Annotated in this window: 17 protein-coding genes, 1 other RNA gene and 1 pseudogene; 4 read left to right on the top strand and 15 right to left on the bottom strand. The window is 67.2% G+C overall.

The window, feature by feature from the left end; all coding sequences use genetic code 11:
* From smpB to ssrA, 4 genes are all read left to right on the top strand, one after another.
* A complete protein-coding gene (gene smpB, locus SBI80_RS04295) occupies window positions 1-501 on the top strand; it encodes an SsrA-binding protein SmpB (RefSeq protein WP_318973166.1) in 501 nt (166 codons plus the stop codon).
* A gap of 8 nt (window positions 502-509) precedes the next feature.
* Window positions 510-1,358, top strand: a complete 849-nt coding sequence (locus SBI80_RS04300) for an EamA family transporter (protein ID WP_413232659.1) — start codon at window positions 510-512, stop codon at window positions 1,356-1,358.
* Between the two features lie 60 nt (window positions 1,359-1,418).
* Window positions 1,419-1,796 (top strand): YidH family protein, encoded by a 378-nt coding sequence (locus SBI80_RS04305; RefSeq protein ID WP_318973168.1) that lies wholly within the window; start codon window positions 1,419-1,421, stop codon window positions 1,794-1,796.
* A gap of 63 nt (window positions 1,797-1,859) precedes the next feature.
* Window positions 1,860-2,227, top strand: a transfer-messenger RNA (tmRNA) gene (ssrA, locus tag SBI80_RS04310).
* 111 nt (window positions 2,228-2,338) lie between these two features.
* Here ssrA and SBI80_RS04315 read toward each other — a convergent pair.
* From SBI80_RS04315 to SBI80_RS04380, 15 genes and pseudogenes are all read right to left on the bottom strand, one after another.
* Window positions 2,339-4,015, bottom strand: coding sequence for an FAD-dependent oxidoreductase (locus SBI80_RS04315; RefSeq protein ID WP_318973169.1), 1,677 nt, complete (start codon window positions 4,013-4,015; stop codon window positions 2,339-2,341).
* Window positions 4,016-4,019: 4 nt separating this feature from the next.
* Window positions 4,020-4,283 carry a UBP-type zinc finger domain-containing protein gene (locus SBI80_RS04320; RefSeq protein ID WP_318973170.1) on the bottom strand — a complete coding sequence of 88 codons (264 nt, stop codon included), beginning with the start codon at window positions 4,281-4,283 and terminating at the stop codon, window positions 4,020-4,022.
* On the bottom strand, window positions 4,280-4,732 hold the full coding sequence (trxA, locus tag SBI80_RS04325; RefSeq protein WP_318973171.1) for a thioredoxin: 453 nt from the start codon (window positions 4,730-4,732) through the stop codon (window positions 4,280-4,282). The genes SBI80_RS04320 and trxA overlap by 4 nt, the downstream gene beginning before the upstream one ends.
* Window positions 4,733-4,744: 12 nt before the next feature.
* Window positions 4,745-7,369, bottom strand: coding sequence for an ATP-dependent chaperone ClpB (gene clpB, locus SBI80_RS04330; protein WP_318973172.1), 2,625 nt, complete (start codon window positions 7,367-7,369; stop codon window positions 4,745-4,747).
* Window positions 7,351-7,668 carry a chaperone modulator CbpM gene (locus SBI80_RS04335; protein WP_318973173.1) on the bottom strand — a complete coding sequence of 106 codons (318 nt, stop codon included), beginning with the start codon at window positions 7,666-7,668 and terminating at the stop codon, window positions 7,351-7,353. Before SBI80_RS04335 ends, clpB begins: the two co-directional genes overlap by 19 nt.
* Window positions 7,665-8,582, bottom strand: a complete 918-nt coding sequence (locus SBI80_RS04340; RefSeq protein WP_318973174.1) for a DnaJ C-terminal domain-containing protein — start codon at window positions 8,580-8,582, stop codon at window positions 7,665-7,667. The genes SBI80_RS04335 and SBI80_RS04340 overlap by 4 nt, the downstream gene beginning before the upstream one ends.
* Window positions 8,583-8,588: 6 nt before the next feature.
* A complete protein-coding gene (locus SBI80_RS04345; RefSeq protein WP_318973175.1) occupies window positions 8,589-9,113 on the bottom strand; it encodes a nucleotide exchange factor GrpE in 525 nt (174 codons plus the stop codon).
* Between the two features lie 6 nt (window positions 9,114-9,119).
* Window positions 9,120-11,009 (bottom strand): molecular chaperone DnaK, encoded by a 1,890-nt coding sequence (gene dnaK, locus SBI80_RS04350; protein WP_318973176.1) that lies wholly within the window; start codon window positions 11,007-11,009, stop codon window positions 9,120-9,122.
* A gap of 3 nt (window positions 11,010-11,012) precedes the next feature.
* Entirely contained in the window at window positions 11,013-11,513 is a 501-nt protein-coding gene (locus SBI80_RS04355) for a YflT domain-containing protein (protein WP_318973177.1), read from the bottom strand.
* 8 nt (window positions 11,514-11,521) lie between these two features.
* Window positions 11,522-11,980 carry an Hsp20/alpha crystallin family protein gene (locus SBI80_RS04360; protein WP_318973178.1) on the bottom strand — a complete coding sequence of 153 codons (459 nt, stop codon included), beginning with the start codon at window positions 11,978-11,980 and terminating at the stop codon, window positions 11,522-11,524.
* 385 nt (window positions 11,981-12,365) lie between these two features.
* Window positions 12,366-13,175: pseudogene (locus SBI80_RS28205) on the bottom strand (ferritin family protein); the annotation flags it as partial.
* Window positions 13,172-13,462, bottom strand: coding sequence for an MmoB/DmpM family protein (locus SBI80_RS04365; RefSeq protein ID WP_318973179.1), 291 nt, complete (start codon window positions 13,460-13,462; stop codon window positions 13,172-13,174). The gene SBI80_RS04365 and the pseudogene SBI80_RS28205, both read right to left, overlap by 4 nt.
* The gene (locus SBI80_RS04370) at window positions 13,459-13,815 is read right to left on the bottom strand and encodes a Rieske 2Fe-2S domain-containing protein (protein WP_318973180.1); all 357 of its coding nucleotides are present in this window, start codon (window positions 13,813-13,815) and stop codon (window positions 13,459-13,461) included. Before SBI80_RS04370 ends, SBI80_RS04365 begins: the two co-directional genes overlap by 4 nt.
* A complete protein-coding gene (locus SBI80_RS04375) occupies window positions 13,784-14,020 on the bottom strand; it encodes a hypothetical protein (protein ID WP_318973181.1) in 237 nt (78 codons plus the stop codon). Before SBI80_RS04375 ends, SBI80_RS04370 begins: the two co-directional genes overlap by 32 nt.
* Window positions 14,021-14,031: 11 nt before the next feature.
* Window positions 14,032-15,513, bottom strand: a complete 1,482-nt coding sequence (locus tag SBI80_RS04380) for a ferritin family protein (protein WP_318973182.1) — start codon at window positions 15,511-15,513, stop codon at window positions 14,032-14,034.
* Window positions 15,514-15,537 lie beyond the last annotated feature (24 nt).

The following is a 15,537-nucleotide window of genomic DNA, read 5'->3' on the forward strand; positions in this document are numbered from 1 at the left end:
GTGGTCAACAAGAAGAAGGTCGACGAGGCGACGCGCCGCAACAACCAGGTGGTGGCCACCAACCGCAGGGCGCGGCACAACTATTCGATCCTGGAGACCTTCGAGGCCGGGGTGGCGTTGATGGGTACCGAGGTCAAGGCCCTGCGCGATGGCCAGGCCTCCCTCGCCGACGCCTTCGCCACCGTCGACGACGGTGAGATCTGGCTGCGCAACGTGCACATCCCGGAGTATCACCACGGGTCGTGGACCAACCACGCACCGCGCCGCAATCGCAAGCTGCTGTTGCACCGCAGCCAGATCGACACGCTGATCGGCAAGATCCGCGACGGCAACCTGTCGCTGGTACCGCTGTCGCTGTACTTCACCGAGGGCAAGGTCAAGGTCGAGCTGGCCCTCGCGCGCGGCAAGCAGGCGCATGACAAGCGTCAAGATCTGGCCAAACGCGACGCCGACCGCGAGATCACCCGGGAATTGGGCAGGCGCTCCAAGGGCATGCGCTGATCGGCTCCCTGCAGGGGCCAGCTCTGGCCCTGATGTCCGGAATGGGCTACGGGGTGAGCGACTTCGTCGGTGGGTTGGCGTCGCGACGGGTCGCGGCGCTGCGGGTCGTGCTGGTGTCCTACCCCGTGGCCTTGCTGTTGCTGACCGTCGCCGCCAGCGTCGTCGGCGGCCACGTGTCGACCCCGGCCGTCGGGTGGGGTTCGCTGTGCGGGTTCAGTCAGGCGTTCGGGGTGTGGTGGTTCTACGCTGCGCTCGCCAAAGGGCCGATGTCGCTGGTGTCCCCGCTGGCCGCGATCCTGGTCTCGGGTGTGCCGGTCGTTGCGGGTGTCGTGGTGCTGGGGGAGCGGCCTGGCGCGGCCGCCATCGTCGGGATCGGTTTGGCGCTGGTCGCGGTGGTGCTGGTGAGCCGGGAGTTGCGCGACGGGGATTCGACACCGCATCGCTTCACGGTCAAGGTCGCCTGGCTGACCCTGGGCGCGGGTTTGGCGTTCGGGCTGAACTTCGTGCTGATCGATCAGGCGCCGGTTCAGGCGGGGCTGTGGCCGCTGGTCTTCGCACGTCTGACGGCGAGCCTGGTCGTCGTCGTCATCGCCGCGGTGTCGGGCAACCTGGCCGCCCCAGCTGGGGTGCCGCTGCGGTTGGCGGTGGCCGCCGGCGTGCTGGACACCATCTCCAACGTGGCGATGCTGCTGGCGCTGCACGCCTCGCTGTTGTCGCTGACCAGCGTGCTGATCTCGCTGTACCCGGCGGGCACCGTCGGCCTGGCTCTGGTGGTGCTCAAGGAGAGGGTGACCCGCTGGCAGGTTGCCGGCATGGCGCTGGCGTTGGTGTCGGTCGGGTTGATCGCGGTCGGCTGACGAAAGCCGGGGTCCGTCGTACGCTGAACCTCCTCGTCGACCAACCGCGCGGAGGGATGCATGCCGGCCGAGCCCCTGGACGCCTCCACCCGACTGGCCCTGGAACGCACCCGGCTGGCCAACGAGCGAACCCTGATGGCCTGGATCCGCACGTGCACCTCGCTGATCGCCTTCGGCTTCACGATCTTCAACTTCTTTCAGTTCCTCGACACGAAGGAAGGGGTGCGGCAAGGCATCGTCAGTCCGTGGGTCGTCGGGGTGTTGATGATCGTCGTGGGGCTGACCGGGCTCGTCCTGGCCTCACTTCAGCACCGCCAGGCGATGAAGGCGCTCGAGGCGGAGGCCGGCCCGATGCCGTACTCCGTCTCCGGGGTCATGGCTGGTCTCATCGCCGTCCTGGGCATCGTGGCATTGGCCGCCGTGGGGTGGCGGATGTAGGGTCGTCCGGCGCTGCGACCGCGCTATGATGGATCATCCCGCTGAAAGTCGGCGGGGATGCGAGGGGCTGAACGGTTTCGACTTCGCGCATCGAATCGAGGGAAGCGTGCCGGTGCAGGCAAGAGACCACCGTAAGCGTCGTTGCAACCAATTAAGCGCCGATTCCAATCAGCGCGACTACGCCCTCGCTGCCTAAGCGATAGCGTGTCCGTCAGACCGGGAGAGCCCTCGACCCGGACCCTGGCGTCATCTAGAGGGATCAACCGATGAGTTCGGTCGCGGGACTCATCGGGACACTTGCAGCGACTGGGATCGTCATCTCGGCTCGTCCGCGTGACCGAGAGATCCAAGTAGAGACATAGCGGACTGCGCACGGAGAAGCCTCGAGGGAATGCCGTAGGACCCGGGTTCGATTCCCGGCAGCTCCACCAGGAAACGCCCCGGTCAGAGAATTTCTGACCGGGGCGCTCGGTTGTCCGCCGGTTCCTTCCGGACGTCGGCAGGGTTGAGCGACCCACCCCCTGTGCCGTCGACCTCGGCGATTACGTCCCGAAGTACTCGTGGATCTGCCGGACGGCCATGGAGCCCTCTCCGACTGCAGACGACACCCGCTTCACCGAGCCGCTGCGCACGTCTCCCACGGCGAACACGCCGGGTCGGCTGGTCTCCAACGTGTTCGGCCGGCGCCCCGCGGGCGTCTGATTGCCGTCGGCGCCCGAGTAGAGCGCGGCCGGGCCGGTCGGGATGAACCCGTAGTCGTCGAGCTGGACGGCACCGTCGAGCCACGCGGTGGGAGGGTCCGCGCCGATGAAGACGAACAGTGCCCTGGTTGGGATCGAGTGGCGCTGGCGCGTGCGGTTGTCCTCGATCACCACCACGCGAAGCTTGTCGTCCCCGTGCACCTCGCGGACCTCGGTGCGCGACTGGATCGTCACGCGCGGATGCCGTTCGATCTGGTCGATGAGATACCGGGACATCGTCGCGGCCAGGCCCTCCCCCCGAATCACCACGTAGACGTGCGAGACCCGTTCGGCGAGGAAGACCGCGGCCTGTCCCGCGGAGTTTCCGCCCCCGACGATGACCACCGGCCCCGTGCCGCACAGCAGTGCCTCCTGGACGGTGGCGGCGTAGTACACGCCGTTGCCCTCGAACGCGTCCAGGCCGGGGACCGCGAGCTTGCGGTGCCTGGCCCCCATCGCCAGGACGACCGCTCGGGCCACCACCGTCGCACCGTCGGCCAGTGTCAGCTGATGTTGCCCTTCACCGGAGACGAGCCCAACGACGTCCGCGGACAACGAGATTCGCGCGCCGAACTTCGCGGCCTGCAGGCAAGCGCGTTCGGCGAGATCGCCGCCGGAGATGCCGCCGGGGAAACCGAGATAGTTCTCGATCCTCGACGACGTCCCGGCCTGTCCGCCGGTCGCGATCCGCTCCATGGCCGCGATGGTCAGTCCGTCCGACGCCGCGTAGACCGCGGCGCCGAGTCCCGCCGGTCCCGCTCCCACCACGATGACGTCGGCCTCGCTCGGCAACGCGTCCGGCACCGGCAGGCCCACCCGCCGCGCGAGTTCTGCGTTGGACGGATTGCGCAGCACCGCACCGCCCCAGATCACCACCGGGGTGTCCTGGGCGGTCACCCCGAACCGCTGGAGCAGGCGCTCGGCCTGCGGGTCGCGCTCGAGGTCGAACCAGCGATGCGGCAACCGATTTCGCGCGGCGAATTCGCGCAGCCGAACGGTATCCGGTGAAAAGCAGGAACCGATGATGCGGAACCCGGATCCCTCCTGGATGAGCAGGCAGCGTCGCCACAGGTACGCGCGAAGGATTAGATCGCTGAGTGCCGGATCGTGAGCCACCAGGTCGCGTACCCGCTCGGTCGGGACCACCAGCACTTCACCGGATTCGACCACCTCGGCGGTGTAGAACGCGGCCTGCCCCTCGAGGTCACCCAGCTCGCCGAGGAACCGCCCGGGGCCGTGGACCCGCGTCACGCGCTGCTCGCCCTCTTCGTCGGTGGTGCTGATGGCCACCTTGCCGGACAGGATCACGAAGAAGTAGTCGGCACGCTCGCCTTCGCGCACCAGCGTCTCGCCCACGACGACGGGTCGCCGGGCCCCACCCCGCTCGAGCATGGCCACCTGGTCGTCGGACAGCCGCGGGTAAGCGCCGTAGACATCGGGGGTTTCGGCCGGCGGAGGTGATCGACGTTCGTCGACCACGGCCTCAGACATAGTATTCGTGGACATAGCACCACCGCCAATTCTCGCCGGGTTCGAAGGACTGCACGATCGGATGTCCGATGGTGTGGGCGTGGGCCCGGGCGTGCCGCATGGGCGACGAATCACAACAGCCGACGTGTCCGCAGGTAAGGCACAGCCGCAGGTGCAGCCAGGGCGTACCGAGCCGCAGACAATCCTCGCACCCGCTCGAGTGTGGGTGTACCGGGCGGATCGCCGCCACGTGCGGATCCATGGATACCGACGTCATGATCGTGCCTCCTTCGATTCATCTTCCATGAGAGCCTCATCTAGCCAATGACGCAGTGCCGCAACGGGAGCAGCACCCGACTGTCGCCGTAGGACCCGGCCCTGATCGAGCACCAGCAGGGTAGGGACCGCCTGCACGGAGAATCGCCGAGAGGTCTCCGGCGCCGTGTCCACGTCGACCTTGACGAGCTTGAGCTGGCCGGCGCGTTCGGTGGCCAGCTGTTCGAGTGCCGGGCTCACCATGCGGCACGGTCCGCACCAGGGTGCCCACAGGTCGACCAGCACGGGAACCGAGGAGTTCTCGGCGATGTCGGCGAAGTCCCCGTCTCCGGCTGCGGCGATCCACGGCAGCCACTGGTGGCAGTTCGCGCATCGGGGCTTGCCGATGGCCGCCGGGGGCACGCGGTTGCGGGTACTGCAGTGCGGACACGTCACGATCTCCGATTCCATGGTGTTCCTCCGTCAAACCGTCAGGGCCGGCTCGGAATAGTCCACGGTCAGTGCGCCATCCTTAGCGGTGATGCGGATCGTTCCGCTGCCCTCGATGTCTCCGCGCAGCAGGGCCCGGCCGATCTTGGTCTCCAACTCGTGGGCGATGTAGCGGCGCAACGGCCGCGCTCCGTACACCGGGTCGTAGCCGTGTTCGGCGATCATCCTGCGCGCTTCGGGGGTGACGTCGAGCTCGATCTGCCGCTGCGCCAGTCGATCTCGCAGCTCGGACAGCTGAAGTTCGACGATCCTCTCCAGTTGCGACATCGACAGCGGGGTGAACAACACGATGTCGTCGATGCGATTGAGGAACTCGGGCCGGAAGTGGTCACGCAACTCGGCCATCACCCGGTCGTGCGCGTCGGGTTTGATCTCGCCGTCCGCGGTCACCCCGTCGAGCAGGTGGTGCGACCCGATGTTGGACGTCATGATCACCACCGTGTTGCGGAAGTCGACCTGGCGCCCTTGGGAATCGGTGAGCCTGCCGTCGTCGAGTACCTGCAGCAGGGTGTTGAAGACGTCGGTGTGGGCCTTCTCGATCTCGTCGAGCAGCACGACGGAATAGGGCTTGCGCCGCACCGCCTCGGTGAGCTGGCCGCCCTCCTCGTATCCGACGTATCCCGGTGGTGCGCCGACCAATCGGCTCACCGTGTGGCGCTCCTGGTATTCGCTCATGTCCAGCCGGACCGTGTTGTCCTCGCTGTCGAACAACGCGGCGGCCAGCGTCTTGGCCAGCTCGGTCTTGCCGACCCCGGTCGGTCCGAGGAAGATGAACGAGCCGATCGGGCGGCGCGGATCGCGGATCCCGGAGCGGGCCCGGATCACCGCGTCGGCGACGAGTTGAACCGCCTCGTCCTGACCGATCACCCTCTCGTGCAGGATTTCGTCGAGCCGCAGCAGCTTCTCCCGTTCGCCCTCCTGCAGGCGGGCGACGGGTATCCCGGTCCAGGCGGCCACGATCTCGGCGATCTCGTCTTCGGTGACGACCTCGCGCAGCAGGCGCTTCTCACCCTGCTTGGAGGTCAGTTGCTCCTCGGCGGCGGCGAGCTTGCGTTCCACCTCGGTGATCTGGCCGTACCGCAGTTCGGCGGCGCGGTTGAGGTCATAGGCGCGCTCGGCCGCTTCGGCCTCCTGCCGCAGCTGCTCGAGTTGAGCGCGCAACTCCTGGACCCGCTTGATTGCCCGTCGTTCGGCGTCCCACTGCGCGTGCCGGGCATCGGCGTCGGCGCGCAGATCGGCGAGCTCCTTGCGCAGTTCGGCCAGTCGGGACTTGCTGGCCGCGTCGGTCTCCTTGGCCAGTGCCGCCTCCTCGATCTCGAGTCGGGTGACCCGACGGGTGAGCTCGTCGAGTTCGGCTGGCATCGAATCGATTTCGGTGCGCAACCGGGCGCACGCCTCGTCCACCAGGTCGATGGCCTTGTCGGGCAGGAAGCGATCGGTGATGTAGCGGTGCGACAGCGTGGCCGCAGCCACCAGTGCGGCATCCTGAATCTTCACCCCGTGGAACACTTCCAGGCGTTCACGCAGGCCGCGCAGGATCGACACGGCGTCCTCCAGGTCGGGTTCGTCGACCAACACGGTTTGGAACCGGCGCTCCAACGCGGCGTCCTTCTCGATGTGCTTGCGGTATTCGTCGAGGGTGGTGGCACCGATCATGTGCAGTTCACCGCGCGCGAGCATCGGTTTGAGCATGTTGCCGGCGTCCAGCGATCCCTCGGTCGCGCCGGCCCCCACCACGGTGTGGAGTTCGTCGACGAACAACAGGATCCGTCCGTCGGCCGCCTTCACCTCCGAAAGTACTGCCTGCAGCCGTTCCTCGAACTCGCCCCGGTACTTCGCGCCGGCCACCAGTGAACCCATGTCGAGGGAGAAGACCGTCCTGTCGCGCAAGCCCTCCGGCACGTCGGCACGGACGATCCGCTGAGCCAGCCCCTCGATGATCGCGGTCTTGCCGACACCGGGGTCGCCGATGAGCACCGGATTGTTCTTCGTCTTGCGGCTGAGGATCTGGATGACCCGGCGGATCTCGGCGTCTCGGCCGATCACCGGATCCAGCTTGCCGGCACGGCCTTCGGCGACCAGGTCGCGGCCGTACTTCTCCAGCGACTCGTAGGCCCCCTCGGGTGACGCGGACGTGACCCGTTGATTGCCGCGCACCGTGGACAGCGCGCCGAGGAATGCCTCCCGTGTGACGCCGTGGGCGGTGAGGATCCGCCCCGCGGCGCTCGTCGAACCGTCCTCGGCGAGGGCGATGACGAGGTGTTCGACCGACACGTAGTCGTCCTTGAGCCGCTTGGCCTCCCGCTCAGCGGTCTCCAGCACGGCGGCCAGATGCCTGGTCACCGAGACCTGCCCCGGTGTAGCGCCAGGGCCGCTCACCTTGGGACGCCTGTTCAGCTCGCGTTCCAGGTCGGCCCGCAGCGCCGCGGTGTCGGTGCCCGCCTGCAGGAGCAGTCGCGGCACCAGACCCTCGGGCTGATCGATGAGCGCCATCAACAGGTGTTCACCGTCGACCTCGACGTGCCCCATGCGGGTGGCGATGCTCTGCGCCTCCGCCAACGCCTCCTGCGACTTCTGCGTCAGCTTGTCGATGTCCACCGTGGTGACCTTCCTTGGCGAGAAGCGGATTCCAGCGCGTCGATGTGGTCGAGCAGGTCGAGCACCAGTCCAATGGCCGCATAGTTCAGCCCGAGACCGGTCCGCAGCCGCTGGATGCGGGCGACCGTCGTCACCACCGACGGTTCGAATCGCAGATCGCCGCGGACGTCCCACCGGCACGCGACGAGGCCAAGGGCCGCAAACCGGCGCACCATGTCGGGATGCAGCCCGCAGCGCGCGGCGAATTCATCCAGCGGCATGCCGGGTCGGCGGGCCAGGGTGTGGCGTGGCGCGGTCATCGTCCCCTCCTCGGGTCGAACGTGGACACCGTCGCCAATCGTTCGAACAGATCACGTTCCTGGGCAGTGGGTTTCGGCGGGACCATGACCTTGATCTCGGCGTAGAGGTCACCGGCTGCACCGTGAGGGTTGGGCATGCCTTCGCCCCGCAGCCGCAGCCGCCTGCCAGTGGAGGATCCCGCGGGGACCTTGACCTTCGCTTCGCCCCCCGGCGTGCGGATCGCGACGGTGGTCCCCAGTGCCGCCTCCCACGGGGACACCGGCAGATCGGTGGTGACGTCGCGACCGTCGAGCCGGAAGTTCGAATCTGCCTTGATGCGCACCCGCAGATAGAGATCCCCGGCCGGCCCGTCACCGCTGCCCCGGCCTCCCTCACCGGCCAGCCGTATCCGCTGTCCGTCGACGACTCCGGCGGGGATGGTGACGCCGTAGCTGCGGCCGTCCAGTGAGATCTGGCGTTTGCCGCCGCGGTAGGCCTCCTCGACGGTCAACTCCAGCACCGCCTCCTGGTCGGCGCCCGGAATCGGCCCGAAGCCGCCACCGCCGCCGAACATGTCGCCGAAGAGGTCCTCGATGTTGATGCCGCCCGCTGCCCCGCCAAACCCTTGGCCGTAGCGCGCCTGCCCGCCGGATTGCCGTGCGCGGCCGAAGCCTCCGGCGCCGGCAGTTGCACGCTGCTCCCAGTCCTCGGGAACCTGCCGGAAGTCCTCGCCGAAGCGGTCGTAACGCTTGCGGGTGTCGGGATCGGCCAGCACGTGATAGGCCTCATTGACCTCCTTGAACCGGTCCTCGGCCGCCGGATCCTTGTTGACGTCCGGGTGGTACTTGCGGGCCAGTGTGCGGAATGCCTGCTGGATCTGGTCGGCGGTCGCATCCCGCGACACCCCGAGGACGTCGTAGTAGTCGCGCGCCACCCGAGCTCACTCCCCGCGTCGGCTGACGACCACGGCCGCCGGCCGCAACTGGTCCGAGCCCCGCCCATACCCCGGACGCACCACCTCCAGGACCGTCCCCGGTGCGCTGTCCGCGTGTTCGACGACGCCGACCACCTCGTGGCGTTGCGGGTCGAACGGCACGCCGGACTCCTCGTCGCGCGGATAGCCGAGGTGATCCAGCACCTGAAGCGCCTCGCCCAGAATGCTTCTCACACCCTCGATGACGGCGTCGGACTGCTCGCCCGCGTGCGCGATCGCGCGCTCCAGGTTGTCCACGACGGGCAGCCAAGCCGCGGCCACCTTGGAGCGTGCCGCCGTGCGCTCTCGATCCAGTTCGCGGGCGTAACGCTTGCGCAGGTTGTCCAGGTCGGCCACCGCCCGTCTTGCCCGATCCTCGGCCTTGGCCAGTTCGGCGTCCGAATCGGGCTGGGCGACAACCGCTTCGGTTGAGCTCGGCACGTGCGCTTCGCGTTCCTCGTCCGTCGACGTGTGCTCCGTCGAGCTGACCATCTCGGCTCAGCTCCGATCGAACTCGGCGTCGACCACGTCGTCGTCGCCGACGGGCGCGCCGTGGCCGTTGGCCGAGTGCGCCTGTTGGCCGTTGCTGCCGGCAGCCGGGGCGGCCTGCAGTCCGTAGAGAACCTGCTGGAGTTCGGAGGTCAGTGCCTGCACGCGCTCCAGCGGGGCCTCGTCCTTGATGGCTTGGCGGGCATCGGTGATCAGCATCTCGGCGCGCGCCCGATCGTGTGGCGCTGCCGAGTCGCCCAACTCGGCCAGCCGGCGTTCGACGAGGTAGGCCGCCGAGTCCAATTCGTTTCTGGCATCGACCTGTTTGCGCAGCTGCTCGTCTTCACGGCGGTGCGCCTCGGCCTCGGCCAGCATGCGCTCGACCTCGTGCTCGTCGAGGTTGGACTGCTCACTGATGGTGATGCTCTGCTCGGCGCCGGTGTCCTTGTCGCGCGCGGTGACGTGCAGGATGCCGTTGGCGTCCACGTCGAAGGTGACCTCGATCTGGGGCTCACCGCGCGGGGCCGGCCGGATGTTCTCCAGTTTGAATCTGCCGAGGACGCGGTTGTCGCTGGCCATCTCGCGTTCGCCCTGCAGCACGACGATGTCCACGGCCGGCTGATTGTCGGCCGCCGTGCTGAACACCTCGCTGCGGCGTGCCGGGATGGTGGTGTTGCGTTCCAGGATCTTGGTCATCACACCACCGGCGGTCTCGACGCCGAGCGAGAGGGGAGTGACGTCGAGCAGTAGGACGTCGGAGACCTCGCCGGTCAGTACCCCCGCCTGGATGGCGGCACCCATCGCCACCACCTCGTCGGGGTTGACGGTCATGTTCGGGTCCTTGCCGCCGGTGAGCCGACGAACGAGGGCCTGGACGGCGGGGATGCGAGTCGACCCGCCGACCAGGATGACCTCGTCGATGTCGTTGGCCGTCACCTTGGCATCGTCCATCGCCTGCTTGACCGGACCCATGCAGCGTTCGACGAGATCGTGGACCAATTCCTCGAACTTGGAACGGTTGATGGTCGTGGTGAGGTGCTTGGGGCCGTTGGCGTCGGCGGTGACGAAGGGCAGGTTGACCTGTGTCTGGGACACCGATGACAACTCCACCTTCGCCTTCTCCGCCGCCTCGAACAGCCGCTGCAGCGCCTGGGAATCCTTGCGCAGGTCGATGTTGTTCTCGCGCTGGAACTCCTCGGCCAGATAGTCCACCAATCGGCGGTCGAAGTCGTCGCCGCCGAGGTGTGAATCACCCGCCGTGGAGCGCACTTCCACGACGCCATCGCCGACGTCGAGGAGGCTGACGTCGAACGTGCCGCCGCCGAGGTCGAAGACCAGGACCGTCTCGTGGCCCTTCTTGTCCAGTCCGTAGGCCAACGCTGCGGCCGTGGGTTCGTTGATGATGCGCAACACCTCCAGCCCGGCGATGCGGCCGGCATCCTTGGTGGCATTGCGCTGGGCGTCGTTGAAATAGGCCGGAACGGTGATGACCGCCTGCTTGACGCGCTCCCCGAGGAATTTGCTGGCGTCGTCGACGAGCTTGCGCAGCACCTGCGCGCTGATCTCCTCGGGCGAGTACTGCCGTCCGCGCACGTCGAACCGCGCCGCACCGCCGTCGCCCTCGACGACGTCGAAGCTGACCGCCTTGGCCTCCTCCGATATCTCGTCGAAGCGGCGACCGATGAAGCGTTTGGCCGAGTAGATGGTGCCCTTCGGGTTCATGATGGACTGGCGCCTGGCCAGTTGCCCGACGAGACGTTCGCCGCTCTCGGTGAAGGCCACCACCGAGGGCGTCGTTCGTGCTCCCTCGGTGTTGGGGATGACGATCGGCTCACCGCCCTGCCAGGCGGCGATCACCGAGTTGGTGGTGCCGAGGTCGATGCCTACCGCTGTTGCCATCGTCTAATCCCTTCGATTGCCGCTGATGAGTTGCACTGCACGATCGGCGACTTCGACGTCTGCGACGACGTCGTAGGACCTGGGGCGAAGCCCGCCGACCGACCGGAAGTCGCGCTGGCCCCGCTGCAACGCGTGGGTGAGTAGACCGAACAGCGCACCCACGATGGCACCGAAGATCAGGCCGTAACCGGCCAGGACCAACGCCGAGACGAGCGGCGCGATCCAGCTGAACAGCCCGAAGATCCAGCCGATGAGCGCGCCGACCAGGGCACCCGAACCGGCCCCTCGCAAGGCCGCCCCGCCGTAGCTCAGTCGGCCCAGGACCTGTTCGACGTACTCGAGATCGCGACCCACGATCGCCACCCGGTGTACCTCGAAGCCCTGATCGGCCAGGAAGTCGACCGCACGTTCGGCGTCGGCGTAGTCGTCGAAGGTGGCGATCACCTGGCGGGCAGGCTCATTGGGTCGGACCGCGGAGGTCTGCACCGTTGTATGCACGGCCATGACTGCTCCTATGCGTCCACGGTCTGTCGCGGCGCGGACGCGGTCGCGGTGGTTTCGTGCGCCTCGCCGGCGGTGCCGATTGCCACCTTGCGGGGCTTGTTCTGCGCCGAGACCGGGACGGTCAACGTCAGCACGCCGTCGGCGACTGCCGCGCTCAGCTGATTTGCATCGAGGTTGTCGCCCAGGAACAGTTGGCGTCGGAATTCGCCCTGGGGCCGTTCGTCGACGATCAGTTGGTCGCCGTCCTGGCGCAGCGGACGGCGGCGCGCGGTGATCTCGATGACGTTGCGCTCGATGGTGACGTCGATGTCCTCGGACGTGATGCCGGGGACGTCGAGGGCGATGATGAATTGGTCGCCGCGTCGCAGCGCCTCCATGGGCAGCGAGCGCGCGGTGCGAGCGCCGGCCAGCGCCTGCTCGGCCAGGCGGTCGATGTCGCGGAACGGATCGAATCGCATCAGGGCCATGTCTTCTCCTATGGTCACGGGGGTGCTCGGACGGAGGCTTCGGCAGCCGATGGTCCGTCCGCACCGCCCGCCGAGGCCTTCGAACAATGAGTCTGGCAATCGAATTCGGCCGTCGCGTGCTCCCCACGAGCCGGAATTGACGATCGAAATTGGTCCTGGCAGCACGAGGGAGCGCGCTGCGCGCGCCCGGCTCAGCTGCGAGCGCTGCGTCCACGTCCCGTGACACCTCATCGGTGATGCGACGCGCCTGCTCCGTCGGGTCCAACGGGACCGGCGCATGTGCGATGGCGCCGGCGAGGGCCTCCAGCGCCTCGGAGGCCAGCGGATTCCACTTCTCGAGCCACCCCGAGACCACCTCGACGTTCGCGATGCCCTGGTCGACGATGTGCCGCAGCAATGCAGAGGTCCATTCACGATGCCAACGCGCGTCCTCGTCGAGCGAGAAGTGGACACTCGCGAGGATCGGATCGCCGTTGGCGGTCGCGAGCGTGCCCGCGATGACCTGATCGACCAGACGATCGAACCTCGGCTTGATGATCGCATTGGTCACGACGAAGCATTCGTCCCAGTCGTAGGCGACCAGTGCACGTTCGACGAGTTCGCGCAGTGGTTGAAACGCCGCGGCTTGCTCCCACGCCGCTCGCTGTCGCGCCGCGGCGTCCGCGCCGAATGATGGACCGGCCAATTGCACGGTGCGGTAAGCGATCCGCTGGACCCGGCGCATCTCGTCACCGGCCTGGAAGGCGGCACAGTTGGTGATCCGCGACGACGGCGCCATTTGTGCGACGTAGGCGGCCAGCATCTGCAACCCGTGCACCGGAAAGCGCAGGGGGGTGTACCACTGCTCGAGGAACGTCACCCACCCGTCGTCGAGCCGGGCGTCGTAGCCCGTGTCGTCGATCTCCCGGAGCAGGCCATCCACGACGTCTTCGCGTCCGTCCCGCAGCTGGGTGTAGCTCTGGTAGGTGGTGCTGCGCGGGTCGGCGAACTGGTCCCAGTCGCGCGACACCAGAGCGCAGTCCTCGCGGTGACGGTGATACCAGTCGACGACCGGGTTGCCGGGCGGCAGTTCGAAGCGATGGGGATAGTTGTAGTGCAGGTCCGTGCTCGTCAGCTCGTAGTCGGTCGGGATGCGCCGACCCGTCGCGAGTCGGGTGTAGGTCTTGCGTCCCGGCGGCCGACCCTGCTTGGTCACGACGGTTCGCCCGCAAGCCGCCAGACCACGTCGTCTTCGGTCATTCGCATGACGCCCGTGAACGACGACATCACCACCTCCAACTCGCCGGGGAATCGAACGGTCGAGCCGGTCACCGCCTCCAGCCCCGCCCGCGACAGCCGGCAGATCCGCGGGACGTTCACCCGTAGGTAGGCACCCTCGTCCTGAACGGCCACGTGTTCGTTCTCGTCCCGAATGGCCGCGATGACCGCCCGCGCGAACGGCGTCGCCTGCAGAACGGGGCCCACGCCATCGGCCGTCGTCATTCGAGCTGCTCGAGGAGGACCAAGATGTGGTCTCCGTCGATGCGAATCGGAATGCGCCGCAAGAGAGCAACTTTGGGGTTGATGCCGGCGCCCGTGCTGGCGTCGAACACCCACTGGTGGGCACGGCAGGTGAGAACACTGCCCCGGAGTTCGCCGTCGGACAGCGGGTTGGCCAGATGCGGGCACCGGTCGTGGTATGCGTGCACTTCGCCATCGACGTTGCACAGTACGACGTCGACGTCGCCCAGGCTCACGGCGAACATCTCACCTTCCCAGACATCGTCGAGCGTGCCGGCGTTCATCCATTGCGCCACGGCGCCGTCACCCTCGCTCGACGGTGAAGACGTCACCATTGCCCAGTCCTGCCGCGGCGATCGTCGACGTGGGATCGAGCAGGTTGCCCCCCTCGTCGCGTACGGCCAGGGACGTGACCCGCTCGGGTTCCCAGCCCCAGGCGACGAGCTGCTCGGCCAACTGTGTCACCGTGCGGTCGTCGGGGGTGACCAGGACTCGTGCCAGGAAGTCATCGCTGGCATAGCCGAACAGGTAGATCCGCACCGCCGCTGCTCCTACACCGTGGGGATGGGGTCGAGGCGCCACGGATCCAGGCCGCGCCGCAGGTCCTTGCCCGTCTCGACGGGCGCCTGCAGTCCCATCCACTCGTGCAGGGCCGTCAGCTTCCCCGGCGCCTCGCCGACGACGATGCGGTCCACCACGCTCTTGTGGTCGGCGAACCGGGCACTCTCCTGACCAAAGATCCAGCGGCAGGGTTCGGAGCAGAAGAGGTACTTCCGGCCGTTGAGCTCCAGAGTGCAGGCGGTGTTTCTTCCGGGTCTGATGAACAGCGCCGGAAGCTGACACAGGTTGCACAGGGCGGGCAACCCGTAGGACAGTGTATTGCTCTCACCGCCCGCCTCCCAGTTGTGCGCCAACCGATCCCACAGTGGCCCATAGGTCGATTCCCAGTGTGGGTACTTTGCGTCCAACCATTCCCGCTCGGCGCGGTCGGGCATGGCGACGTCGAACCACAGCGTGGTTCGGTAGGTGTACAGACCCAGCTGGAAGCCGTGGTGGGCGTGGTCGAGTTCTTCGATGAACAGATCCCAGAACCACGGCTTCGCGAGGTCGAATTCGGCGAGGTTCTTCATGAATTGTTCGGTCACCCACTCGTTCATGAATTCCTTGAACGACCGGGTCCGCGCGTCGAGTGGGGTGAGGTACTCCATGGCGGTTCCCGTCAGCGCCAGGAACAACCGCCAGCACCGCCACCACATCTTGTCGACGAGATACTGGGCCCTGTCCCGAGATCCGTTCTCCAGCAGCGTCCGCATCACCGGGTAGCCGATCTGGGCGTGCCGGGCCTCGTCGGTCTGAATGCTTGCCAGCGTCTTTTCGAACAGGTGATGGTGGGCACGGTCGGCCATTGCCGCCATGGCCATGAACTGCAGATTGGTGAAGCCGGTCTCGAAGACGAAGTTGAGCTGGATCGGACTGTCGATGGCATCGGCGGCGAGGAACATGTCGTCGAACAAGTGGCGGGCGGCGAGAATGACCCACTCGTCGGTGTGGAATGCCTTGTGCGTCCAGTCGAAGTTGCCGTCGTAAGCCAGCATGTCGTGGCCCACGAGCAACGGAATCTGGGTGTGCCGGATCTCGTCGAGTCCGCCGAGGGTCGACATCATCCGCCACGCGCTGTCGCGGCCGAAGCGCGCCATCCGCAATTCTGCGATCGCGCCGGCATATTCCACCAGGGCGACCGCTCCGTTGTGGAACTTGACCAGCTGCACCCAGCCGGCATCGAGGCCGTCGAACAGGTGTGGTTTGTCCAACGCCGCCCGCACCCCCAGCACCGCGGCATCCTTCTCCCGTTGATTCGCAACGTATTCGCGGTAGGTGGTGCGGTAAGCCTCGTCCCAGCCTTGCCACGCCTCGTGTGGCAACCAGGGGCGGCCGCTCATCGCTTCGGGAAAAATCTCCCGCTCGTCGACATAGCGGGGCGTCCAGTCGACCTTGCGTGCCAGGTCTAGCCAATCGTCTCGTCGAAGTACCATCTGGCCACCTCCTCGATCTCGTCA

The organism is Mycolicibacterium sichuanense (assembly GCF_033741125.1).
Classification (GTDB): Bacteria; Actinomycetota; Actinomycetes; order Mycobacteriales; family Mycobacteriaceae; genus Mycobacterium.